We start from the raw sequence: 24259 nt of genomic DNA, 5'->3' as shown, positions 1-24259 counted from the left end.
TGTCTATAGAGGAGAGGGGTAAAATAGTGTGCGTCCCTAGACCGGGTAACCGATGTCTCTGTTCGACGTTCTTGGGAGCAAGGCGCGGCTGAAGATCATCCGCGAACTGGCGACCGAGCCACGGTACGTCTCCGAACTCGCGGATCGGGTCGGCATGGACGGCAAGACGGCCGTCCACCACCTCTCGACGCTGGAGGAGGCCGGCATCGTCGAGAGCTACCGGACCAGCCGACGGAAGTACTACCGCCTGACCAAACACATCGAACTCCGGGCGTCGCCCGAACCCGACCCCATGTTTCTCCTGCACGCCGACGACGTAGAGGAAGCCGAAGAAGCCGACTAGCCCTCGACCGGGAGCGTCGCGAAGTAGCGGATGTTGATGAGGAGATAGACGATATACATCCCGAGCAGTAACGCCCCGTGGCGCCGGCCCATCTCGCCTTTCCAGAGGAAATAGCCCGAGAGCCCGGCGAAGACGAACAGCGACGGGAGGTGGAAGAAGACCGTCTCCCACCGGAAGTGGATGGTCCCGACCAGTCCGATGATGCCGACGTTGGCGGTGACGAAAAAGAGCAGGCTCCCGATGACGCCGCCGACCGCGACGTCGTAGTAGCCGAGTCGGAGCGGTTCGATGATCAGGAGCAGGTCGTCGAGTGTGAGCAACACGGTGACGAGCGTGACGCCGATGAACGTCCCCGTGAGGTTCCACGTTCCCTGAATCCCCTCGACGCCCGTGGCGGCGCCCTCCGCGCCGACGACGATGCCGCCGATACCGACCAGCAACATCGTGGGCCAGAACCACTTGAACTCGGTCAGCCGCCGGATCGGATCGGGAATGTACGACGGCAGGCCCCCCGCGGTCTCACCCTGTCCGTCCGCCGTCGCGATGACCTCTTTCACCTCGTCGGACTCCATGAACGTCCGATCCATCCGGCTCTCTCGCCAGAGGATGTACCCGAAGATCATCACGTAGACGAAGATGAACATGACCGAGAGCGCCGGCGTCAGTGACCCCGAGAGTAGTGGCGGGATCAACAGGATGGGCGAAGCGATCATCAGCAGCAGGTAGTCTTTCGGCACGTCGACGACGAACGGCACCGCCAGGGCGCCGAGCGCGAGCGTCATGCCGAAAATCGACACCGAGTTGCCGATGGCGAGGCCGAACGCCACGTTCTGCATCTCCGCGAAGCCGGTGAAGAGGCCGAAGGCGACGTTGTCGAACTCCCACCCCGAGAAAATGACGGCCAACACGAACGCCGAGACGCCGAACCGGAGCGCCGTGCGGATCAGCGCGTGAATGAGGAGTTCGATACTCGCCAGCAGGATCAACGACCCCACGAGCAACGTGGCCACGGCGGCCCATCCCGACACCTCCAGTAGTTCGCCCTCTTCGCCTTCCTCGCCGCCTTCCTCCTGCGCGGTGACGAGTCCCGTTCCGACAGCCGAAAGCAGTAATAGCGCAACCAACACGACGCCCAACCGGCGATTCGCGAATCGCATCGACGGCCGTTACGAGTGGGGGGCCTTATGTCTCCCTCTCCGTGTAGCTCGGTACATTGTATGATTATACATGTGCGGTTCGCCGTGGCCTCACGGTCGGACGCGGCGATCCGCCACCTCCGTCTCGCGTGGAGGATCGTTCACCGTACTCACTTCGTGTACGGTAGTTCGTCGTACTGCTGTACCCCAGAACGGAGGTATAAGCCCCCAGATTCCTACGGACGGACGAATGCCATCTCACGGACGCATCGTCGCTGGCGTGTTGCTCCTCTCACTGCTTCTCGCGTCGCCGGCCGCCTCGGCCGTCGCCGCCGACCTCGGCGTGACCGGGCCGATCGATACGGTCGTCGCGCAGGAAGCGGGCGAGGAAGAAGAGGAAGAAGGCGGCATCGAGGGCGCTATCTCTAGCTTCGTCGAAGCGCAAGGCACGATCGGCGCGGTCATCGTGTTGCTGGGCGGCATCCTCCTTCTCACTGTCTGTACGGAGAAACTCATCAGCTACCTCGCCCGCGCGTCGATCAACATGCGAATCTCGCTGTTCGCACTCGCCATCGTCTTCACCGGATTCGAGTTCGACGACACCATCCTCGCGCTGGTGCTCTCGGGCGGCGGCTTGGAGCAGGCGGCGCTCGGAACGGCGCTCGGGACGGGACTGGCCATCACCGGCGTCACGCTGGCGCTCGCGGCCATCGTCCGCCCGTTCCCGGTCGATCTGCCGACCGACTACATCGTCATCTTCGCGCTGGCGCCGGTCGTCCTCGTTCCCTTCGTCCTGATCGGGACGCTCACGCTGATTCACGGCCTGATTCTCACCGCCTTCTTCGTCTTCGCGTTCGCGTACTTCATCGTCCGCGAGCGTCAGCGCGACATCCCGGTGTTCCGTGACACGGAACTCGGGAAGGAACTCCGCCCCGACGGCGGGATGGCTCGGCCCGACGCCCTCGAAGAGATTCCGGAGGAGCGCATCCTCGGCAACCTCGCCAACTCCGGACTCGTCTGGCTCGGCCTCTCCGTCGTCGCTCTCGCCGGCATCGTCTTCGCCGCGATGCTCCTCGAAGGCGGGTCGGAAGTCGTCATCGAGGGCTTCGGCATCTCCGAGACGGTCTTCGGCGCCACGTTCCTCACCCTGATCCTCACGTTCGAGGACATAATGCTGACGCTCGAACCGGTCCGCCGGGGCTTCCCCGAAATCGGCGTCGGCAACGTCATCGGGAGCGTCCTGTTCTCCGTCACCGGCAACATCGGCGTCATCATGTTCCTCAGTGAGGTGACCATCTCCCCGACCGTGCTCACCTTCCACCTGCCGATGATGATCCTCATGACCGCGCTGGCCGCCTACTTCTTCTACACGAAGGAGATGAAGCAGTGGCACGGCCTCGTCCTCGGCGGCCTCTACGTCGCCTACTGGGTCATCGCGCTCGTCATGTTCAGCGGCGTGCCCGTCGGCGAGTAAGGTCACGGCAGGGTTCTATATGGATCGGCCGCCAACACGTCCGATCACCCGCGCTGGTTCGTCCGGCGGGGAACGTACCCATGCCAGAGACACCGCACACGGACGGCGGCACCGAGGTCGAAACCGAACGCTACGCCGAGTTCGACACCCGCGCCGGCAACCCGGCGATGACGCCCGACGGCCGACTCATCGTCAGCAATCACCCGTTCCCGTACGGCGACCCGCCGGAGTATCGCGTCGTCGAGTACGTCGACGACGGGGAGGTCCGCCCCTTCCCGAACGAGGCGTGGAGTACGCCCCCCGACGAGGACGGCGTCGGCATCTCCTCGCTGATCGGCCTGCGGGCCGACCCCGACGGGATGGTCCGCATCCTCGACATCGGCGACCCCGAGGCGGGCCACCGGCCCAAACTCGTCTCGTGGGATACGACGGCCGACCGCCTCCACCGCGTCGACCACATTCCCGCGCACGCGACGACCGACCTCTCCTTTATGCAGGATTTCGCGTACGACGCGGTGCGCAACGCCATCTACATCGCGGATCTGGGGTTGAGCGACGAGCCGAGCGCCGACGGGAAGCCGGCTGTCGTCGCCCTCGATCTGGAGACGGGACGCACCCGCCGCGTCATCGAGGACCACCCGAGCGTTCTCCCCGAGGACGGCGTCACGCCAGTGATGGAGGGCGAACCAGTCGTGCAGGAGAACAGCAAGGGGGAGTACGAACCCATCCGCGCCGGCCTCGACGGTATCACCATCGACCCCGCCTTCGAGTGGGTCTACTACTGCGGGATCACGACCGAGAGCGTCTACCGGATTCGCGCCGCGGATCTGCTCGACGAGTCGCTTTCCGACGCCGACCTCGACGACCGGATCGAACGCTACGGCGACAAGGAAGTCTGTGACGGCATCACCGTCGACACGGCGGGGAACGTCTACATCACGGACATGACGAACAACGCCATCGGGGTGACGCGGCCGTCCGGCGAGTACGAGGTGATCGCCAGGGACGACGAGCAGTTCCTCTGGCCCGACGGCTTCTGCTGTGGGCCGGACGGACACATCTACTTCACCGTGACGCAACTCCATCGCGCGCCCCCGTTCAACCGGGGCGAGGAGGAGTCGTACCACCCGTTCAGGCTGTTCCGGTTCGAGAGCCTCGCGCCGGTGACGGTGGGTCGTTAAATCGCGTAGTTCGCGACCCAGTAGGCGGCGTACATCCCGAGGAGGAGGATGCCGGTCGGGCGGCCCACTTTCCCGCGGTAGAACGCGGCGGCGACGACGAGCATCGTCCCGAAGAAGAAGGGCCAGTGGACGGTGACGACCATGCCCGCCGTGTTCAGCGGGTGGACCATCGCGATCAGGCCCGCGTTCGCGCTGACGAAAAAGAGCATGCTCCCGACGACGTTGCCGACACCGATGTGGGGTCGCCCCTGCCGGACGGGTTCGACCGTCAGGAACAGTTCCTCCAGCGAGGCGATGAAGCTCATCACCGTCGCGCCGAAGGCGAGGCCGGTGACTCCCAGGAGCGCGAGGAGTTCCTTCGCCCCCTCGACGGCGAGTTCCGAGCCGATAGTCATGCCGATGGCGGCGACGATGGCGATGGCGAGGAAGGCCGGCCCCTCGTAGCGTTCGGGGACACGTTCCTCCACGAAGTCGTCGACGTCGAGATCCAGATCGAGGTCGAGGTCGAACCACTCGTCCTCCACTTCTCCTTCCTTCCCTTCCGCCTCGGCTTCGGCCGCTTCCCGCTCCTCTTCCATGATCTCGACCTCCTCCGCCGAGAGGTAGCGGGTGTCGGTGTAGCGTTCGAGCGTGTAGATGATGGCGAGGTAGGGGACGAACGTCGCGGTGAGGACGATGCCGTCGAACCGGGAGAGCGTGCCGTCGAGGGCGAGGCCGAAAAAGAGGAACGGGGCGAGGAGCATCAGGCCCAGATAGTTCCGGGGCACGTCCGTCTCGAAGGGGACGAGGACGCCAGCGAGGCCGACGGCGGCGCCGAGGATGAACAGCGCCTCACCGAAGACCGTGCCGAGCGCCAGATCGGGCAACTGGTCGTACGCCGCCGCGATGCCGAGAATGACGTTCTCCAGGTCGGTGCCGGCGAGGACGACGGTGAGGAAAAAGCCCGAGACGCCGAGCGCGAGCGCGCCCTCCGCCACCGCCTCGATGAACGTCTCGACGCTCACGATGACGATGACGACGCCCACCAGGAACAACACGACCGAGACCAGTTCTCCCGACAGTCCGAGCACCATGCGAGTTGCAGGGAGGTACGATGGATGCTACATAAACCCCCGCGACTTTTCCGCTACAGGTTCGAGGCGTGGTCGCCGCCGTCGACGGGGACGGCGGCGCCGTTGACGTAACTCGCCCGTTCGGACGAGAGGAACGCGACCACGTCGCCGAACTCCTCGGGCTGACCGATCCGCTCGGCCGGGTTGCCGGCGCTCCACTCGGCCACCCCTGTCTCGTAGTCGGGGTAGTCGCCGCGTTCGACGCCCTGTTCGACGAGTTCCTCGATTCGCGGCGTCTCGTGGGTGCCCGGGAGGACCGTGTTCGCGCGCACGTCCGGCGCGAGTTCCTCCGAGAGCGTCTTCTCCAGTCCGACGACGGCCATCCGCACCGAGTTCGAGAGCACGAGACCGTCGATGGCCTCCTTGACACTCCCGGACGTGATGTTGACGATGGTGCCGCCGCCGTCCTGCAGGTGGGGCGCCGCCTCGCGCACGAGGCGGACGACGCTCATCACTAGCAGGTCGTACGCCTCGTACCAGTCCTCGTCGGTGGTGTCGAGGAAGGGGCCGCTCGGCGGGCCGCCGGCGCTGGTGACGAGGTGGTCGAGGCCACCGAACTCCTCGACCGTCCGTTCGACGAGGTTCGTCACGTCGTCGGGGTCGGTGAGGTCGCCCTGCACGCCGACCACCTCGCCCGTCGCCTCCTCGCGAATCTCCGCCACCGCCGCGTCGAGACGCTCCTGGTCGCGCCCGTTGACGACGACGTTCGCGCCCTCGGCAGCGAGCGCCGCCGCCGACGCCTTCCCGAGACCACTGCTGGAGGCCGATACGAGTGCCGCGTTGCCGTCGAGTCCGAGATCCATGTGCTGACGTGCCACGCGGGGCGGCAAAGAGGCACCGGAGCCGGAAATCCGCTCGACATCACCCGCCGCTGGGACTTATGTATCGGGATGGACTACTACGCCCGATGCGCTTGGGTCAGTTCAGTACGACGGCGTCGGAGCGGCCGTGGTGTGGCGCAGTGATGGACGATACCGTGATCGACTTGCCAGCCGCGGGCCACGCCGCCGGCATCGACGTTCCACGGCGACTGTCGACGCTGCTCGATCAGTGGAACTGGGCGGAGAAGGCGTCGCTGGCGGTCGAGTACGCGACCGAACAGGAGGTGGCGCAGGAACCCCTCGACGATCTGACTCGGCACGCGCCGGTGACCGATCCCGAGAAGGTCGTCTGCGTGGGGCTGAATTACGAGGACCACGCACGGGAACTCGACCTCGACATTCCGGAGGAACCGGTTCTCTTCTCGAAGTTCCCGACGGCGATCACGGGTCCCGGCGACGAAATCGTCTGGGACCCGACGTACACCACCGAGGTCGACTACGAAGCGGAACTCGTCATCGTCGTGGGACGTGAGGCCCGCGACGTGGCGGCCGAGGACGCGTGGGATCACATCGCCGGGGTCACCGTCGGCAACGACGTGACGGCGCGTGACCTCCAGCAACGCGACGGCCAGTGGGTCCGTGGCAAGACCCTCGATACGTTCGCCCCGACCGGCCCGGACCTGGTGACGCTAGACGACGTGGACGACCCTCACGACCTCGACATCTGGGCCGAAGTCGACGGGGAACGGCTACAGGACTCCACGACGGCGAATTTCATCTTCGGTCTCGACGAACTCGTCTCGTTCTGTAGTCGAGCCTTCACGCTCAAACCAGGTGACCTCATCTTCACTGGGACGCCGCCCGGCGTCGGCACGTCACGCGATCCGCCGGTCAGTCTCGACGATGGCGACCACGTGACCGTCGGCATCGAGGGTGTCGGTGAACTCACCAACCCTTGTCGCCATCGGTAGCCAGTCCGGTCGACACTCGCGAGCGACGACCAGCTTTCCGCTCGTCGCGACGACGGACGGCGTGTCGGAGCGTAGCCCAAACGATAAAGTCCATTCGCCCCAGCGCAGTGGTCATGAACGGGCACACCGTCCCCCCGGTTCGACCGCCCGTCGACGACCGCCCCGCCGTCGGGAGGTATCCATGAGTCTCATCGCCGTCGCGGAACTCACTCACCCGGACCTCGCGTTGACGCCCACCATCGAATCGACCGACGCGTCGATCCAGGTGGTCTCCCATACGGCGACCGACCCGGAGACGGGAATGTTCTTCTTCCTCGTCGAATCCGATTCGTTCCCCGCGTTCGAGGCCGCCCTCGAACGCGACCACACCGTCGACGAACGGATGCTCGTCGCCGAGGCGTCGACGACGCGCATCTACCGCCTCGGCCACACGTCGGGCACGAAACTCATCTCCCCGACCACGACGGAGATGGGTGGGCTGATGCTCGAAGCCGAGAGTACGGACCGGGGGTGGTCCGTGCGAATGCAACTCCCCGACCGCGAGACGCTCAGCACGCTCTGGGACTACTGCGACCGCGAGGACATCGCGTTCGATCTCGGACACATCTACTCCCTCGACGAGTTCTCGGTCGACGACCGGGTGGGCCTCACCGACGCTCAGCACGACGCCCTCGTGACCGCCTACGAGGCGGGCTACTTCGAGGAACCCCGTGGCACGTCGCTACAGGCGCTCGCCGAGGACCTCGGCATCTCGCCCACCGCCGTCGGCGGACGCATCCGTCGGGGTACGTCCCGACTCATCGAACGGACGCTCATCGAGGACGAGTGAGAGGTTCCCACCGCCCGGGAATCCAGCCGAACGCTTCTCCCTGTAATAAATACCTCAGGTGAGACACCCGACAACCCAACCCGATTCCCTCCGACCCTCACCCATGGGTACTGCTATCGCGGGTCGAGGAGAGGTCCACCACGTTCACCACGATGGCGACGGCCCGCTGAGCGACACCCTCGTCGACGCTGTCGCCTCGCTCACCGACACCGCGCCGGCCGACCTCCCGCCACTCGACACGCGGATCAACGTCGCGGCGCTCGATACACTGTGGGAGACGGACGCCGACCGCCCCACCGCCGCCGGCTGTCTCACCTTCACCTACGGCGGCTACGTCGTCGTCGTCCGCAGCACCGGTGCCGTGTTCCTGCGTGAAACGACCGACGACGAATGAGTCTGTAATTCGATATATTCGACTATCATTCTGAAAATTGTCAGATATGCCGGGTTGCCATAATCGGCCTGTTACGCGAAAATTACGCCTCGAAATCGAATTATGGCTGTCTTCAACGTAGAAATAGGGAGTGAACGCGCTGAAATGCCTAGAATCACCCCGAGATTCGTCTGTAGATGTCGAATTATTCTATGATATCAATAATACTCGAAAAATATACATTGAACCGCGGCGACGTGGTCGTCCCGGAGCGCGCCGCACGGACACCGCGTTACGAGACGAATCGGCTGGTGGATCGACTGAAAACGCGCGAAACCGGCGACGAATTGGGTCGGTCGGGTCGCTACCCGTCCAGCCGCCCGCGACGCCACGCTTCGGTGTCGGCCACCTGGTTGAAGGTGTAGATGTGGAGGCCACGAATCGCGTACTCCGGGTCGTCGGCGTAGGGTGCGAGGCCGTCGACGAGCGCGTCGGGTTCGTACTTCCCGCGCGAGCCGACGAGTTGGCGCACGAAGCCGACGATACCGCTCGTCTTCCGGAGGAACCGGATCGAGTCGCCGACGCCCACTTTCTGCGAGATGTTGAGCAGGCGCTGGTACTTCATCACGCCCGGAATCCCCACCTCGATGGGGAGGTCGATCCCGCGGTCACGAATCCGTTCGATCCACGCCGTGACGGCGTCGGGATCGTAACAGAGCTGGGTCGTGATGTAGGTGGCGTAGGGCGCCTTCTTCGCCATCGCGTCCGCGAGCGTCCGGTCGTCGAGGAAGTCGTGGCCTTCGGGGTAGCCGGTGATGCCCACGTCCGCGAACTCGTGGCCGCTGTCGTCGAGCGCGACGAGGAGTTCGTAGGCGGATTCGAACTCGCCGACGGGGTCCTCGCGGTCACCGCCCGGGACGAAGATGTCGGTGACGCCCGCCTCGGTCAGTTGGGTAGCGATGTCGTCGAGGTGGTCTCGGTCCTCGACGTAGCGCGCCGCGACGTGCGGGATGGGTTCGTAACCGCGGGCGGCCGCCTTCTCGGACCACTCGACCGTCGCGTCGAGGCCCAGTTGCGGCGAGGCCGTGACGGCGATTTCGGCGCCGTCCGGTAGTTGTTCCATCTGTTCCTCGAAGCTGTCGAACGGCATCAGTTCGAAGCGTGGCTCGCTGAGCAGGTTCGCGACGCCGTCGGCGGGTTTCGATCTCGTGAGTGACATGTCGTGGGCAGTGTCGGCCGTCCTAAGGCCTCGCGGCGGTTAGCTCTTAGTCCTCGTGCCGGGCGTTCAGCTTCGCCTGTTCGCGAGCGCTCGGGTTGACCGACTCCTTGAAGGGCACCTCCGCGACCGTCGCGAAGGCCGGTTCGCCGTCATCCTCGGCGTACTCGTCGGGCAGGTGGACCTGGAACTCCAGATCGAGGTCGTGTTCGTAGATTTCGTCGTTCAGCAGGGCGTCCGTCTCCGCCTCCAGTTTCTCCGCCGGGACGAAGCCGAGGCCGATGTTCGTCTCGAGCTCCGGATTCCACCACGGCGAGGTCATGTAGCCACACTCCTTGCCCGTCTCGGGGTCGGAGATGATCCAGAAGTCGGGCGCGTAGTCGCGGATCGGTTCGCCCGCGATCTTCAGCCCGACGAGTTTCAGGTTGAACGGATACTCGCCGTTCTCGATCTGCGCCTTCTGCTCTTCCAGCGCCTCCTTGCCGATGTAGTCGCCCTCCTTGTCGTCGGGCACCTGGTAGCCGAGGTTGACCTGGAACGGCGAGGTCTCGTGGTCCATGTCCTGGCCCCACGAGAGGATGCCGGCCGCGATCCGGCGGTGGTGACCGGGCGCGATCTGGCGGCCGCCGTGGGCTTTCACCGTCTCCATCACCGGGTCCCAGACGGCTTCGGCGTTCTTGCTCGCGTCCTTGACGTAGACCTCGAAGCCTTTCTCGCCGGAGAAGCCGGTCTGGCTCACCAGCACGTCACAGCCGTTGATCTCCGCGTCCATCAGGCCGTAGTAGGGGATGTCGCTCACTTCCTCGCCGACGACTTCGACCATCACGTCCTCGGAGAGTGGGCCCTGAATCTGCATCGGCGCCACGTCGATCTCGTCGATCTCCACGTCGAAGTCCATACCGACGTTGACGCCCTGCAGCCACTGCATGAGCGTCGAGTCGGAGATGGAGAACCAGAACTCGTCCTCCGCGACGCGCAGGAGGACCGGGTCGTTCAGGATGCCGCCGTCCTCGTTACAGAGGATGACGTACTTGCCGTGCATCGGCTCGATCTGCGTAGCGTCCCGCGTGATGACGTAGTTGGTGAGCGCCTCCGCGTCCGGACCCTTCACGCGAATCTGGCGTTCGACCGCCACGTCCCACAGCGTCACGCTCTCCGTCAGCGCCTCGTACTCCTTCATCGCGCCGCCATCTTCCGGTTCGACCAGCCCCCGTGGGTGGTAGACTCGGTTGTAGACGGTACAGCGCCACGCACCCTCCTCGTTGAACGACTTGTGGAAGAAGGGGGATTTGCGCACGCGCGTCGAGACGAGCATCTCGATGCCAGGGTCGCCGCTCTGGCGCAGGTTGCGGGGCAGTACACGGTCCGACTGGTCGATATCCGGGTGGTTCGGGTGGTCGTCGAGCGCCGGTGGTTCGTTGTTTGCCATCGACAGTGAACATCGCTCCCTATCCACATAAGACTGGACCACAACTATTTCGGACGTATAAGAGGGAACGCCGAATCGACCAGCGTTTTAACAGCAATAGTGTTGTTAAAGAATTCGCCCACTGCGGCGCTCCTGACGGCGTCCTGACGACCCAAGCATCAATATCCTCCCCGTCGAACGGAGCGCTATGAGTTCGAGCGACGAGCGACGCGACGCCATCGTCGTCGGCGTCGGCGGCATGGGGAGTGCGACTGCGTACCACCTCGCCGACCGCGGAGTCGACGTACTGGGACTGGAGCGGTTCGACATCCCGCACACGCAGGGTTCCTCCCACGGCATCACGCGCATTATCCGACGGGCGTACTACGAACACCCCTCGTACATTCCGTTGATCGAGCGGGCGTACGAACTCTGGGACGACCTGGCCGACGAGACGGGGCGGCCGGTGATCCACCGCACCGGCTCCATCGACGCCGGCCCGCAGGGGAACATCGTCTTCGAGGGGTCGCTGCGCTCCTGTAAGGAACACGACATCCCGCACGAGGTACTGACGGGCGCGGAACTGAACGAGCGGTTCCCCGGGTACAATCTCCCCGACGAGTACCGCGCGCTCTATCAGGAGGACGGCGGGTTCGTCGTCCCGGAGCAGGCAATCGTCGGCCACACCGAGTTGGCGCAGGCGGCAGGCGCCGAGATTCGCGCCCGAGAGGGCGTCCACGACTGGGCCGAGACGCCCGACGGCGGCGTCCGCGTCTGGACGGACAAGGACACGTACGAGGCCGACACGCTCGTCCTCGCGGCGGGCGCGTGGAACTACAAACTCGCGGACGCGCTGGACGGCCTCGCCGTCCCCGAGCGACAGGTGCTCGCGTGGTTCCAGCCCGAGACGCCCTCGCTGTACGAACCCGAGCAACTGCCGGTGTGGAACATCGAGACGCCCGAGGGGCGGTTCTACGGCCTGCCCATCTACGACGTGCCCGGGTTCAAGCTTGGCAAGTACCACCACCTCGACGAGTCGGTCGACCCCGACCACTACGACACCGACCCCGGCCCCGCCGACGAGGTGCTCCTGCGTGACTTCACGGAGAAGTACTTCCCCGAGGCCGCGGGGCCGACGATGCGGCTCGCCACCTGTATGTTCACCAATTCGCCCGACGAGCACTTCATCCTCGACACGCTGCCCGACCACCCGCAGGTCGTCGTCGGCGCGGGGTTCTCCGGACACGGCTTCAAGTTCGCCACCGTCATCGGCGAGATTCTGGCCGACCTCGCCGACGACGGCGAGACCGACCACCCCATCGAGATGTTCGGCCTCGACCGCTTTTAAAGGTCGCAGGTGAACCACCCCGAGGTTTTTGCCGTGTTCGGCCCGATTCCTTCCCCATGAGCACGGATAGCACGCTCCCCGCGTCCGCCGAGACGGTCGTCGTCGGCGCGGGTGCCGTCGGCTGTAGCGTCGCCTACCACCTCTCGGAACTGGGCGCGGAGGATATCGTCGTCGTCGACCAGGGTCCACTGCCCGTCACCGGCGGGTCGTCGACCCACGCGCCGGGCATCATGTTCCAGACCTCGCCGTCGAAACTCATGACGAAGACGGCTCACTACACGAGTCGGCTCCTCGATGACGCCGGGGTGTACGACGAAGTGGGCGGCATCGAAGTCGCCCGCTCCGAGGAGCGGATGGACTTCCTCCAGCGCCGCGTCGAACACGCCACCGCCTACGGCCTCCCCGACGCGCAACTCCTCTCGCCCGAGGAGGTGACCGACTACCTGCCGCTGGTGAACGAAGACGAGATTCTGGGTGGCTACTACTCCCCCACCGACGGTCGGGTGGACGGTGTCGCTGCCCTCCAGTGGTACATCGAGGAGTCGAACGCCGACTTCTACGGCCACACGTCGGTCACGGATTTCGACACCGCTGGCGGCACGGTGACGGCCGTCGACACCGACCGCGGTCGCATCGAGTGTGACCGGTGCGTGATCGCGACGAACAACTGGGGCTACCAGACCGGCAAGCTTGCGGGCCTCGACCTGCCCATCGCACCCGTCGAACACCAGTACGCCGTCACGGAACCGCTTGCCGAACTGGCGGACGCCGACCCGAACCGCCGCGTCGACACCGGCGACATGGAAGTGCCGGGTGACAGCCGCATCGCCGACGCCATGGGCCGAGCGCCGACCCGCCCGGTGGGTCGCGATCAGGACAACTCCCTCTACTTCCGCACCCACGGCGAGTCCATCGGTCTCGGCTCCTACAACCACGAGTCGCTGACGGTCGACCCCGACGCGATGGGTGGGAACACCGAGCACCGGCAGGCGTCGGTTCGTGACTTCACCGACGAGCACTGGGAGCGCGCGACCCACCCAGACCGCGACAAGGCGCCGAAACGGGCGTTCGAAGAACTCCTCCCCGTCACGGAGGGCAAGGAGTTCGAGGCGACGGAGAACGGCATCTTCGTGTTCACGCCCGACGGGATGCCGGTGCTCGGCGAGACGCACGCCGTGGACGACCTGTGGACCGCGCTCGCCATCTGGTGGACTCACTCCGGCGGCTACGGGAAGATCCTCGCGGAGTGGATGGAGACGGGCGTCCCGAAACTCCCCTCGGGGCCGGTCGAGACCGGTGGCATCCACGTGAACCGGTTCGAACCCCACGCCGGGAGCAAGGACTACTTCGTCGACCGCGGGGCGACGCGCTACCGGCAGGTGTACAGCATCGTCGAACCCCGCTGGCAACCCGACGACCACCGCGCCCTCCGACGGAGTCCCTTCTACCAGCAACAGGCCGACCTCGGCGCGGAGTTCTACCAATCCGGCGGCTGGGAGGCGCCGCAGTGGTACGACTCCAACGCGGATCTCGTGGAGCGCTACGCCGGCGAGATTCCGGATCAGGAGGGCTGGCAGGGCGTCAACCGCTCGCCCATCGAGGGTGCCGAACACCTCCACACCCGCGAGCACGTCTCCATGTTCGACATGACCTCGTTCAGCTCCATCCGCGTCGAGGGTGCGGGCGCCGCCGACTTCCTCCAGCGGATGTGTACGAACGACGTGGATATCGAACCGGGTCGCATCCGCTACTCCCTGCTCTGTAACGAGGGCGGGAACGTCTTGGCGGACGTGACCGTCGTTCGCCTCGGCCCGGAGGAGTTCGTGGTGACGACCGGCGGCGGCAACTCGCCGGGCATCCACGGCGGCTGGCTGGAGCGCCATGCCCCGGAGACGGTGTCGGTGGTCGTCGAGGAGGGTGCTCGGTCGACTATCGGGCTCTGGGGGCCGAAGTCCCGACTCCTCCTCCAGCGCGTCACCGACGCCGACGTGTCCGCGGAGGGCTTCCCCTACTTCAGCGCGAAGCGCATCTACGTCGGCGACGTGCCCGTCCTCGCGCTGCGTGTCTCCTACGTCGGCGAACTCGGCTGGGAGCTGTGGGCGCCGACGGAGTACGGGTCGCGTCTCTGGGACACCCTCTGGGAGGCGGGGCAGGACCTCGACGTGCGGCCGATGGGTGGCGGCGCGCTGGAGTCGATGCGACTGGAGAAAGGCTACCGGCTGTGGGGGACGGACATCGACACCGACGCCAACCCTGTCGCCGCCGGCCTCGATTTCGCCGTCGACATGGACACCGACTTCGTCGGCCGCGAGGCGCTGGCCGAGGTGCAGGCGTCGGGCCCCGACAGCCGACTCACGCCGCTCACGCTCGACGACTCGACGGACGTGATCTTCGGCGGGCGGCCGGTTCTAGATGGCGAGGCGTCGGAGACGCCTCGAGCAACCGGCGAGGCCGGTGACGGCGACGAAGCGCTCGGCTACGTCGTCGCCGGCGACTACGGCTACAGCGTCGGCGAGTCCATCGCCTACGCCTACCTCCCCAGCGAGTACGCCGACGCGGGTACCGACGTGCAGATCCTGTGTGAGGGCGAGACGTACGACGCTACCGTGCGCGACGAACCGCTGTTCGACCCCGGTCGGGAGAAGATTCTGCGGTAGTCGTCAGAACAGCTTCCAGAAAAACACCAAACTTTATCTGACACAACGAGTAGTCTCTATGTGGCTCTCTGCCATGGGGGCGGCTATCCATGCTCATGGCAGCATCGACTGATAGCCGCCACGCAGGCGACGAACCGACCGACGACCGACATCCAGACACGCATATGACCCACCGACAACACACGACCGGCACTCGCCGGACGGAGGAACAGTATGGCTGAATCAGACGACACGACTGGGGAGATGTCCGAAGGGTTACAGGTAGAGCTGTTCCACCCGGAGTCGGACCGCGAACCCGGTGACACCAACATCCAGCGGTTCGGCTTCGACATCCACCCGGTCGTTTTCCCGGTGGCGCTCGTTCTCATCGCGCTCTTCATCGCCATCACGGTCGTACTCGGCGATCAAGCGTCCTCGGTGTACACTGCGCTGTTCAACTTCATCGGCGAAAACTTCGGCTGGTTCTACCTGCTGGCGGTGAACATCTTCATCGTCGTCCTCCTGTTCTTCGCGTTCAGCAAGTACGGCAAGATCAAGATCGGCGGTGTCGAGGCGGAAAAGGAGTTCAGCGACTTCTCGTGGATGGCGATGCTGTTCAGTGCCGGCATGGGGATCGGCCTCATGTTCTTCAGCGTCTCCGAACCGCTGTACTACTTCCAGAACGTCCCCGGCTTCTTCGGAGCCGAGGCCGAAACTGGGGCGGCGGCGTCGGCGGCGATGGCACAGACGTTCTTCCACTGGGGATTCCACCCGTGGGCCGTCTACGGCCTCGTCGGTCTCGGTCTCGCCTTCTTCTCCTTCAATCGTGGCCTCCCGCTCACTTTCCGGTCGATCTTCTGGCCCCTGCTCGGGGACCGCATCTACGGCTGGCCGGGGCACCTCATCGACCTCGTGACGGTGTTCGCGACGCTGTTCGGTCTCGCCACCTCGCTCGGCCTCGGCGTGGCGCAGGTGAATCAGGGGATTTCGTACGTCGGCGGCGACCTCCTCGGCATCGCCAGCGTCCCGACGAACTCCTTCGTCCAGGTGCTCCTCATCGCGGGCATCACCGGGATCGCGACGCTCTCGGTTGCGGCCGGTCTCGACGGCGGGGTCAAGCGCCTCAGCACGATCAACCTCTACCTGATGTTTACCCTGCTCGGCTTCCTCCTGATCGTGGGGCCGACAGTGTTCATCCTCGGGTCGTGGGTCGAGGGTCTCGGCGTCTACTTCAACAACATCCTCGCGCTCGGCTTCTTCCGGGGTACCCTCGCGCCCGGCGGCAGTACGGTCACCGCCTGGACCGTCTTCTACTGGGGGTGGTGGATCGCGTGGTCACCCTTCGTCGGGATGTTCATCGCCCGCATCTCGAAGGGCCGTACCATCCGCCAGTTCGTCATGGGCGTCCTCGTCCTCCCGGCGATGTTCTCCACCATCTGGCTGTCCACCTTCGGTGGGAGCGCCCTGTTCAACTCGCTGCAGGGCAACGGCGCGGCGCTCGCGACGTACAACGAACTCGGGCAGACCGTCGCCATGTTCGCCATGCTCGAACAGTTCCCGCTCGGCGCCCTCTCGGGCATCCTCGCGACGCTCCTGGTGATCACCTTCTTCGTCACCTCCTCCGACTCCGGATCGCTCGTCGTCGATCACCTGACCTCCGGCGGGAAACACGACGTGCCCCGCGCCCAGCGCATCTTCTGGGCCGTCACCGAGGGCGGCGTCGCGGCCATCCTGCTCTGGGGCGGCGGCCTCACCGCCCTGCAGACGGCCGCCATCACCACCGGCCTCCCCTTCGCCGTCATCCTCTGTCTGATGTGTTACACCGTCTATCTGGGACTCAGCAACGAGTACGAAATCCTCGAATCCGAGGAGTTCGCCGAAACCATCCAGGAGCTCTCGGAACGCGAGAGCGTCGACGTGGTGACGGCCGGCGACGAGATGGTGACGGACATCAGGGAGAGCGACGACGCGGCCAGCAGCGACTGATAGGGGGTAGCTCCCTCTCGCCGGACCGTTCCGGCGGGGATTCACGATGCGCTTTCACTCCTTTGTCGTTTCCACCGACTGCGAGGCGTGTAGCCACCGGCGCGCCACGCCGCCGAGTCCCGTGGCGGCGACGAGCACCCAGACGAGCGTGCCGGCCAGAGTCGGCAGCGCTAGGAGCACGACTGCGCTGATGCTCGCGCCGACCAGCGGCCCGGCCCACGGGCGCCGGTCGCCGAGGGCCGCCGTCACCCCTGTTCCGACGACGACGAACCCGAATCCGCCGGCGAGGAGCGCGACGCCGACACCGAGCGCCACGGCTACCTGCCCGACGCGGCCGCCGAGACGGAGCGCCTGCCCGAAGGCGTACGCCACTACGAGCCAGCCGAGGACGGCCGTCGCCACCCCGTAGAGCGGGGCGCGGAGCGGCCGATCGAGCGTCGCGTCGACCGCCCGCGCCAGCATCCCCGCCCGCCAGTAGCGAACGACGCCGGCGACGCTCAACACGAGCAGGAACGACGCGACCGCTCGCCCGGGGACGCCCGTCACGTCCGCCGGGCCGAGCCCCCACTGGAGCGGGACGAAGGCGGCTGCGGCGGCCCGTGACGGCCGTCCCGGTCCCGACTGTCGGCGCAGGTGTGACACGACCTTCCTTTCGCGGGTGGGCAGAAAAGTCCGTCCCCGACGAGGATTTATGCTGTTCACTCCCTGACGAGTAGCTGTGGCCGACGATTCCCACGGTCTCCCGACGATCCTCGGTTCGTCCGGTAGCCGGTTGCTCGCCGCGTTCCGGTGGATCGTTGGCGCGCTCCGATGGGTGCTCGAACGGCTGATCGCGCCGCTTCGCTCCAAGGACGGCCCCAACAAGTTCCGGCTGTCGAGCGTCGAGATCCACACCACCACCATCGACGGTGACACTGGCTGGGCGTACCGGCCGCCGGCGACGCTCCGGTGTCCGGAGTGTGCCTCGGAGATCGTACAGGCCGGTCCCCACGACCCGATCGACTGCCCGGACTGTCGGACCGACCTCCCGCCCGAGCGGTTCACCGATCTGGAACTCCTCGCGCTCACCTGTCCCATCTGTCGCACTCGCATGCAACACGGCCAGCGCCACCCGAGGGCCTTCGACGTTCCCGAGTGGGCGACGTGCGAAAACTGCCAGTACCACTGGGAGTTCAAGCACTTCTACTGATCCGGTCGGCTGTGACTGGTTCGAGCGATTCGCTACTCCGAGTGGCGAATCGTTCGATCGACTTCCAGCCGACCGTACGACGGGTCGGACTTTTCATCCTCCGGCGTGTGGAGACGACACGTTCCATGCCCGAGACCGTCCCCACACTGCTGGCGCTCCTGATCGTCGTGGCGTTCGCCGTCGCCCTGTGGCTGATGGCGGCGGGGCGACTCAGCCTCGCCGGCCTCACCTTCCTCGGCGCCAGCATCCTCATCTACATGCGGGAGCGCTGGCGCCGCGGGGACTTCGCCTAATCGTTCATCTGCTCGCGCACCGTGACGACCGGCACTTCCGCGGTGCGGACGACTTTCTCCGCCGTGCTCCCGAGCAGCGCCCCCAGTTTCCCCCGGTACGCACTTCCGAGGACGATGGCGTCGACGCCCTCGTCTTTGGCGTAGTCGACGATCTCCTCGCCGGGCGATCCGCTCCTGATCGCCGTGACGCACTCGAGTCCCCGATCTTCCGCCCGTTCTTTGATCTCGTTCGTCACTTCCTCGCCGTACTCGCGGTATCGCTCGCGCATCTCGTCCTCGTCGTCCCGGAGGTACACCGTCCGCGGGGCACCCGGAAGGTCGATGACGTAGAGCGCGTGAACCGTCGCCCCACACGTCTCCGCAAGCCCGAGACCGTGGTTGGCGCCCTTCTCTGCCTCGTCACTACCGTCGAACGGAATGAGGATACTGTCGTACATGTCTCTGCGTCCCTTACAGGTCGTTCTCCTGATGGGAGCAAATAAGTTGGGGGCCGGCGCCCGCCCGCTAGCCGTCCAACAGGCCGGCGAGGGAATCTTCTCGCTCGCCCAACACCGACCGCCCGAGCAGACGCCCGCCGATGACTGCGGGGCTGATGACCGCGTCGGCCCCGACGGCTTCGAGTTTGTCGACGTGGCGCTGGTCGGTTGCTGCCGCGACGATCCGCACGTCCGGGTTGGCCTGTCGGGCCGCGACCACCGCCAGTGCGTCCGTGGCGTCGTCGTCCGTCGCGACGACCACGCCCCGGGCCGCGTCGATCCGGGCGTCGAGCAGGGGACCCTCGTCGGTCGGATCGGCCGTCAACACGTTCACGCCCTCGCGGTCGTCGAGCGCCGACGCGGCGTCGGTGTCCGGCGTCACGACCACCACGTCCGTCGCCGCCGCGAGTTCGTCCAGAAGCGGTTCCGTCAGTTCGCCGTGGCCCAGGACCAACACGTGATCCTCGAGCAGTGTGAGTTCCGAGGCTGTCATGGTTCCGAAGGCGCTGGAGATGCGCGATTCGAGGAGTGGCACGAGCAACGACCCCGTCGCGACGGTGAACGCGCCCGTTCCGAGGACGATAACCGAGAGCGTGAACAGTTTCGTCGCCTGTGTCGTCGGCGTCGCGTCGCCGTAACCGACAGTCGTCCCCGTCACCACGATGTAGTAGAACGCGTCGGTCAGGCTGTCGACGCCGACGAAATTGTCGCGCATGGCGTAGGTCCCGACGGTACCGTACACCTGCACCGCCACGAACGCCAGCAGGGCCGTGGTCTGAAACGGTGTCAGATCGACCGCGCGGTCGAACCCCGTCCGGTTCACGATCACCGACCCCAGCCCGACCCCCCCGACGAGCGCGGGAATGGCGTCGCTGGCCGACCCCGTCACCAGCGGCAGGCCGAGCAGGAGCGGAAAGCACGCCAGCGCGCCGTACCAGGCGAGCCGGTACCGACTCCGTAATCCGACCGCGACACCCGTCAGCAGGAAGGCGACGAGGATGCTCGCGAGCGGTACCACGTCGACCAGTGCCGGCGGGACGACGCCCGCGAGCGGTCCGGTCGGGGTGATTCCCCCCTGACTGAGGTGGGAGAGCCCGGCGACGAAGGCCAGCGCGGCCGCTGTCCCTGCCAGCAGGACCGTCGTCCGCGCGCCGGAGAACGCCCGCCAGTACACGAGCGGGACTGTCTCCGGCTGGTGGAACAGTTCGTCGAGCGCCGTGTCGCTCGGCGGTTCGGGGGAGTCGGTCGCCACGTGTGAGCGATTCGCACGGCAGCGACAAAAAGGAGCGGGCGCGACGACACACCTATACATTTTCCGTCCGACATATGTCCCATGGTCTCACACACCACGAGCGTGCTGGAGCGACTCGCCCGCTCGGCGCTGCTCCCGGTGTGTGCGCTCTCCGGCGTCGTCGTCGTCTCCGGCTTCTTCTTCCCGGCTATCGTCGGCTCCGTCGTCTCCGGTCGGGGGTGGCTCGTCCTCTCGCTCCTGTTTTTCGGCACCGGCCTCGCCTACCTCGCGCTCCTCCCGGTCGACCGGTCCGACGGCGACGACGGTCCCGGGGCGCCGTATCTGCTCCGGGTCCGACACCTCTCCTGGCGCAACTGGGTCGGCGGCTTTCTCGTCCGGCAGGACCCCCTTACTTTCGGTGTCCCCGTCGTCGTCCTCGCCGGCTTCTTCACCGCCCATCTCCTCGCCCCTGCTCGCGTCGGTACCGCGGTCACCGTCGCCCGCGACATCCTCTTCCGGCAGTTCGACTGGCTCTTCCTCGGCGCCATGTTCCTCTCCGTCGGCTACGCGTTCTTCCTTCTCGTCGGCCCGTGGGGGTCGATCAGGCTCGGCGGTCCCGACGCCGACCCCGACTACACCTACCCGACCTACTTCGCCATGGTCTTCACCGCCGGCATCGCCGCGGGCATCGTCTTCTGGGGACCCGCGGAGTCGCTCTTTCACTACGGCTCGCCACCACCTACGTCGGGCGTCGCCCCACACTCACCGGCCGCCGCCGTCGTCGCGCTGACCTACGCGAGTTTCCACTGGGGGGTGTCGGCGTGGAGCGCCTACCTCGTCGTCGGCCTCCCCATCGCCTACTTCACCCACCAGCACGGCGCGCCACTCCGGGTGTCGACCATCCTCACCCCATTCCTCGGCGTCGACGGCCTCGACGGGCCGCTCGCCAAACTCGTCGACGTCCTCGCCATCTTCGCCACCATCGGCGGCGTCGCCACCTCCGTCGCCTTCGTCGGCGAACAGTTCCTCGCGGGCATCAACTTCCAGTGGGGCGTCACCTTCGGTAGCACCGGCGCGCTCCTCTTCGTCGCCGGCCTCGTCCTCATCTACAGCATCTCCGCCGAGAGCGGCGTCCAGCGCGGCATCCGACGCATCGCCGGCGTCAACCTCGCCCTCTTTGCCCTCTTTGCCCTCCTCCTCGTTCTCGTCGGCCCCCGTGGGTACGTCTTCGATGCCAGCACCGCCGCTCTCGGACGCTACGCTGCCGACTTCGCGTCGATGAGCCTCACCCCCGATGTGGCGTGGGCCGCCGACTGGACCGTCTGGAACTGGTCGTGGTGGTTCTCGTGGGCGCCTTTCGCCGGCCTCTTCCTCGCGGCGCTGTCGAAGGGGCGGCGAGTACGGACCGTCGTGTTCACCGGCGTCGTCGCCACCGCTGCCGCCTCCGTCTGCTGGCACCTCCTGTTCGGCGGCACCGCGCTCGCCCTCCAGCGCTCCGGCCGCGTCGACGTGCTCGCCGCCATCGACGCCGCCGGCGGCACCGAGGCCGTCGCGGGCTTTCCGATCCTCGCTGCCCTGCCGCTCTCTCGTCTCCTCCTCTTCTGCTTTCTCGCGCTCATCGTCGTCTTCATCGTCACCTCGGCCGACACGTCGACGCTCGTGGTGTCGATTCTGGCGACCGAGCGGGGCGTCGCGCCGACCACCGGGAGCATCGTCTTCTGGGGAATCCTCCAGGGCCTCGTCGCCGGCGCCGTGTTACTCGTCGGCGGCGGCGAATCCCTGCAGGTCGCCGCGGTGCTGACCGGCGGTCCGTTCGCGGTGCTGTCGCTGGTCGCGCTGGTCGGGCTTACCCTCGCCTTCCGGCGACACGAGCGGGACCGGGAGCGCGAGCGACCGACGCTCGTCGGGCGGATGCGGGCCGCCGGGCGCCGCCAGTCCCGCCGCGACGACTAGCGGTAGACCGGTCGCAGATCCGTCACGTCCTTGTCGTAGCCGAGCCAGACGCTGAGCGCGGAGGCGGCGAAGACGAGATAGACGGGAAACAGCGCGAACAACACGTACAGCGCCGTCGCCGTCGTGAGGACGCCGTGCAGATAGAGCGCGGCGAGGACGGTGAGGCCGCCGACGACGGCGGCGAGCATACCGAGGCGGAAGGCGTGCTGCGCCGCCGGTCCCGGCGTTCGTTTCACTGTCGGCATCGATGCTGGTCGTAGGCCGTTCGACGGTATAAGTCGCCGGATTTCGAGCTGTGGCTGGGGTGTGTTCACGCGGCTTCGACGGCCGCCAGTTCGACCGTGTCGAACCGCTTCCGCAACCGTTCGGCCTCCTCCGGCAGGACCGCCGCCACGACGTACCGCGCGTGTTCGTCGAAGAAATCGAGCAGCCCGTGGATGCGCTCGGCGTCCAGCATCTCGATGGCGTCGACGACGACGACGGGCACCGTCTCCGCCACGTCGTAGACGAGGTACCCGGCGAGCGCGATGACCAGTCCCACCACCTCGCGCTCGCTCTTGCTGAGGGTGTCGACCGCCGCGCGGTAGACCGTCCCGTCGTCCGCCGTCCGCACCACCTGCAGGTCGAAGACCGTCCCGTCCGCCTCCTCTCGACGCTCGATCCAGACGCGTTCGACGGCGCGGTATCCGAGGCGGTCGAGGACGCGAGCCATGCACTCGTTGACCGTCTCGACCGTCTCGCGCTCGATCCGCTCGACGCGGTCGCGGCGCTCCGCGAGTTCGCTCGTCACCTCGGCGCGCTCCTCCCGGAGCGTCTCCCGTTCGGCCTTCGCCGCCTCGGCCGCCTCGATTCGCTCCTCCACGTCCGACAGTTCGCGTTCGAGCCGGCCGCGTTCGTACTCCAGATCGCTCACTTCGCGGTGCCGGTCGACGAGAGCGTCGGCCGCGTCCGTCTCCGCCAGTTCGGCCTCCAGCCGCTCGATCCGCTTCCCTACCTCGTCGATGCGCGAGTCGAGGTCGGCCAGCGTGCGCTCGCGCTCCTCGATTTCGCGTTCGAGCTGTCGCCGTCGCGCCACGAGGTCGTCGTACTCGTCGCGTCGGGCGTCGAGTGTCGCCCGTTCTTTCTTCCGCTCCTCGATCCGTGCCTCGACGGTCGTGCGCTCCCGCCGTTTCTCCTGCAGGATCGCCTCGACCGCTTCGACCTGCGATTTGATCTCCGCCCGATCGACCGACTGGCCGCAGGTCCAGCAGGTGATCGACCCCGAACCGGGGTGGAGATCGTCGACCACACCGTCCGCGTCGAACGTCGACGGGAGCCGAGCGTCCGCGAGAAACTGCTGGTTCAACTCCACGATGGGGCTCAGGGCGTTGATCGTCTCGTCGAGACGGCCCTTCCGATCCCGGAGGCGCGTCAGTTCCGCGTCGACCTGTTCGATGCGGTCGTCGACGCTCTCCAACTCTGCCTCGCCGCTCAGGTCGGTCAGGCGCTCGTCGACGCCTTCGAGGTCGTCGCGCAACGAGTCGACGGCGCGACGCTTGGTGTCCCGCCGGTCGCGGAGCTGGTCGCGCTCCGACCGCGCCGCTTCGAGGTCGTCGAGGAGGTCCTGAGTCGCCTCGGCGGCGTCCCGGTAGTCCGCCTCCGTGATCGCCGCCCGTTTCGATTCGAGGCGGTCCGCCACGTCCGCCTGCCGTTCGGCCAACTGCCGCGCTCGCACCTCCAGTTCGGGGAGATCCTCGACGGTCGCGTCGAGTTCCTCGATCCGCTCGTCGATCTCCTCGCGTCGATTCTGCAGGCGTTCGATCTCGGCTTCGATCGCTGCCGTATCGACCGGCCGCATAAGCAGTTCGTGAAGGTCGCCGCTGTCGACGACGGCCCGGCGGATCGGGTTCTCCTCACCGAGGGAGACGAACAGGTCGACGAGTGTCGTCGCCGTCGTGTACGGTGTCGCATCCGCGACGACCGTCTCCCCGTCCCGCCGTATCAGGTCGAGGTCGAAGCGGTCGCCGTCGAACGCGAGCGTGACCGACCCCCTGTCGGCGCCGCCCCGGAGCGGCGGGTGGGGACCGCCGAGGACGCCCCCGAGACTCCCCAGCAGCGACGACTTGTTCGAGGCGTTCTCGCCGGCGACGATCGTCACGCCGGGATCGAGCGTCACCGACGCCTGCTCGATCCCGCCGACGTTTCGGACGTCGAGCGTCAGGGACTCGTCTCCGTTCTCGCGCTCACCGTTCGTCTCGTTGTGTGTCATCGTATCCGTATCCGACCGCTACCCGGTCGGACGAG

General features: G+C 66.5%; 22 protein-coding genes. 12 read left to right on the top strand and 10 right to left on the bottom strand.

Going from position 1 to position 24259, the window contains the following annotated elements; all coding sequences use genetic code 11:
* Positions 1-52: 52 nt before the first annotated feature.
* Positions 53-343, top strand: coding sequence for an ArsR/SmtB family transcription factor (locus DU502_RS15740; protein WP_121921697.1), 291 nt, complete (start codon positions 53-55; stop codon positions 341-343).
* On the opposite strand, the gene DU502_RS15735 is transcribed toward DU502_RS15740, so the two are convergent.
* The gene (locus tag DU502_RS15735; RefSeq protein WP_121921696.1) at positions 340-1500 is read right to left on the bottom strand and encodes a sodium:calcium antiporter; all 1161 of its coding nucleotides are present in this window, start codon (positions 1498-1500) and stop codon (positions 340-342) included. The genes DU502_RS15740 and DU502_RS15735 overlap by 4 nt on opposite strands.
* A gap of 229 nt (positions 1501-1729) precedes the next feature.
* On the opposite strand from DU502_RS15735, the gene DU502_RS15730 reads away from it, so the two are divergent.
* Positions 1730-2953, top strand: coding sequence for a sodium:calcium antiporter (locus tag DU502_RS15730; protein WP_121921695.1), 1224 nt, complete (start codon positions 1730-1732; stop codon positions 2951-2953).
* A gap of 80 nt (positions 2954-3033) precedes the next feature.
* A complete protein-coding gene (locus tag DU502_RS15725) occupies positions 3034-4134 on the top strand; it encodes an L-dopachrome tautomerase-related protein (RefSeq protein ID WP_121921694.1) in 1101 nt (366 codons plus the stop codon).
* On the opposite strand, the gene DU502_RS15720 is transcribed toward DU502_RS15725, so the two are convergent.
* A complete protein-coding gene (locus DU502_RS15720) occupies positions 4131-5207 on the bottom strand; it encodes a sodium:calcium antiporter (protein ID WP_121921693.1) in 1077 nt (358 codons plus the stop codon). The two genes, DU502_RS15725 and DU502_RS15720, sit on opposite strands and share 4 nt — an antisense overlap.
* Before the next feature lie 53 nt (positions 5208-5260).
* Complete coding sequence (locus tag DU502_RS15715) at positions 5261-6049, bottom strand: SDR family oxidoreductase (protein ID WP_121921692.1); 789 nt, start codon at positions 6047-6049, stop codon at positions 5261-5263.
* A gap of 104 nt (positions 6050-6153) precedes the next feature.
* On the opposite strand from DU502_RS15715, the gene DU502_RS15710 reads away from it, so the two are divergent.
* The 3 genes from DU502_RS15710 to DU502_RS15700 all read left to right on the top strand — a co-directional run bounded on the left by DU502_RS15710 (position 6154) and on the right by DU502_RS15700 (position 8261).
* Positions 6154-7038, top strand: a complete 885-nt coding sequence (locus tag DU502_RS15710; protein ID WP_121921691.1) for a fumarylacetoacetate hydrolase family protein — start codon at positions 6154-6156, stop codon at positions 7036-7038.
* 181 nt (positions 7039-7219) lie between these two features.
* Complete coding sequence (locus tag DU502_RS15705) at positions 7220-7867, top strand: helix-turn-helix domain-containing protein (protein WP_121921690.1); 648 nt, start codon at positions 7220-7222, stop codon at positions 7865-7867.
* 103 nt (positions 7868-7970) lie between these two features.
* On the top strand, positions 7971-8261 hold the full coding sequence (locus DU502_RS15700; RefSeq protein ID WP_121921689.1) for a HalOD1 output domain-containing protein: 291 nt from the start codon (positions 7971-7973) through the stop codon (positions 8259-8261).
* Between the two features lie 343 nt (positions 8262-8604).
* Here DU502_RS15700 and DU502_RS15695 read toward each other — a convergent pair whose 3' ends face one another.
* Both DU502_RS15695 and DU502_RS15690 read right to left on the bottom strand, forming a co-directional pair.
* Positions 8605-9459, bottom strand: coding sequence for a methylenetetrahydrofolate reductase (locus DU502_RS15695; protein WP_121921688.1), 855 nt, complete (start codon positions 9457-9459; stop codon positions 8605-8607).
* Between the two features lie 46 nt (positions 9460-9505).
* A complete protein-coding gene (locus DU502_RS15690; RefSeq protein WP_121921687.1) occupies positions 9506-10885 on the bottom strand; it encodes an aminomethyltransferase family protein in 1380 nt (459 codons plus the stop codon).
* Positions 10886-11072: 187 nt separating this feature from the next.
* On the opposite strand from DU502_RS15690, the gene solA reads away from it, so the two are divergent.
* The 3 genes from solA (at position 11073) to DU502_RS15675 (ending at position 16834) form a co-directional block, all read left to right on the top strand.
* Positions 11073-12212 carry an N-methyl-L-tryptophan oxidase gene (gene solA / locus DU502_RS15685; protein ID WP_121921686.1) on the top strand — a complete coding sequence of 380 codons (1140 nt, stop codon included), beginning with the start codon at positions 11073-11075 and terminating at the stop codon, positions 12210-12212.
* Between the two features lie 56 nt (positions 12213-12268).
* On the top strand, positions 12269-14869 hold the full coding sequence (locus tag DU502_RS15680; RefSeq protein ID WP_121921685.1) for a GcvT family protein: 2601 nt from the start codon (positions 12269-12271) through the stop codon (positions 14867-14869).
* A 213-nt stretch (positions 14870-15082) separates the two neighbouring features.
* On the top strand, positions 15083-16834 hold the full coding sequence (locus DU502_RS15675) for a BCCT family transporter (protein WP_121921684.1): 1752 nt from the start codon (positions 15083-15085) through the stop codon (positions 16832-16834).
* Positions 16835-16888: 54 nt separating this feature from the next.
* Here the strand turns inward: DU502_RS15675 and DU502_RS15670 are convergent, their stop codons facing one another.
* Positions 16889-17476, bottom strand: a complete 588-nt coding sequence (locus tag DU502_RS15670; protein WP_121921683.1) for a hypothetical protein — start codon at positions 17474-17476, stop codon at positions 16889-16891.
* A gap of 76 nt (positions 17477-17552) precedes the next feature.
* Between DU502_RS15670 and DU502_RS15665 the strand changes: the two genes are divergently transcribed.
* Together DU502_RS15665 and DU502_RS18440 are read left to right on the top strand one after the other, a co-directional pair.
* A complete protein-coding gene (locus DU502_RS15665; RefSeq protein ID WP_199722757.1) occupies positions 17553-18023 on the top strand; it encodes a hypothetical protein in 471 nt (156 codons plus the stop codon).
* A 125-nt stretch (positions 18024-18148) separates the two neighbouring features.
* The gene (locus DU502_RS18440; protein ID WP_166033694.1) at positions 18149-18316 is read left to right on the top strand and encodes a hypothetical protein; all 168 of its coding nucleotides are present in this window, start codon (positions 18149-18151) and stop codon (positions 18314-18316) included.
* Here the strand turns inward: DU502_RS18440 and DU502_RS15660 are convergent.
* On the bottom strand, positions 18313-18753 hold the full coding sequence (locus tag DU502_RS15660) for a universal stress protein (protein WP_121921682.1): 441 nt from the start codon (positions 18751-18753) through the stop codon (positions 18313-18315). The two genes, DU502_RS18440 and DU502_RS15660, sit on opposite strands and share 4 nt — an antisense overlap.
* A 67-nt stretch (positions 18754-18820) precedes the next feature.
* Positions 18821-20044, bottom strand: a complete 1224-nt coding sequence (locus DU502_RS15655; RefSeq protein ID WP_121921681.1) for an NAD-binding protein — start codon at positions 20042-20044, stop codon at positions 18821-18823.
* Positions 20045-20125: 81 nt separating this feature from the next.
* Here DU502_RS15655 and DU502_RS15650 point away from each other — a divergent pair, with 81 nt between their 5' ends.
* Positions 20126-21976, top strand: coding sequence for a BCCT family transporter (locus DU502_RS15650; protein WP_121921680.1), 1851 nt, complete (start codon positions 20126-20128; stop codon positions 21974-21976).
* On the opposite strand, the gene DU502_RS15645 is transcribed toward DU502_RS15650, so the two are convergent.
* Both DU502_RS15645 and DU502_RS15640 read right to left on the bottom strand, forming a co-directional pair.
* Positions 21973-22221, bottom strand: a complete 249-nt coding sequence (locus DU502_RS15645; protein WP_121921679.1) for a hypothetical protein — start codon at positions 22219-22221, stop codon at positions 21973-21975. The genes DU502_RS15650 and DU502_RS15645 overlap by 4 nt on opposite strands.
* Before the next feature lie 65 nt (positions 22222-22286).
* Complete coding sequence (locus tag DU502_RS15640; protein ID WP_121921678.1) at positions 22287-24224, bottom strand: archaea-specific SMC-related protein; 1938 nt, start codon at positions 24222-24224, stop codon at positions 22287-22289.
* Between the last annotated feature and the right edge of the window lie 35 nt (positions 24225-24259).

This window comes from Haloplanus aerogenes, assembly GCF_003856835.1.
In the GTDB taxonomy this organism is placed as follows: Archaea; Halobacteriota; Halobacteria; order Halobacteriales; family Haloferacaceae; genus Haloplanus; species Haloplanus aerogenes.
Note: the sequence above shows the minus strand (reverse complement) of the source record. Positions and strands in the feature narration are given on the sequence as shown.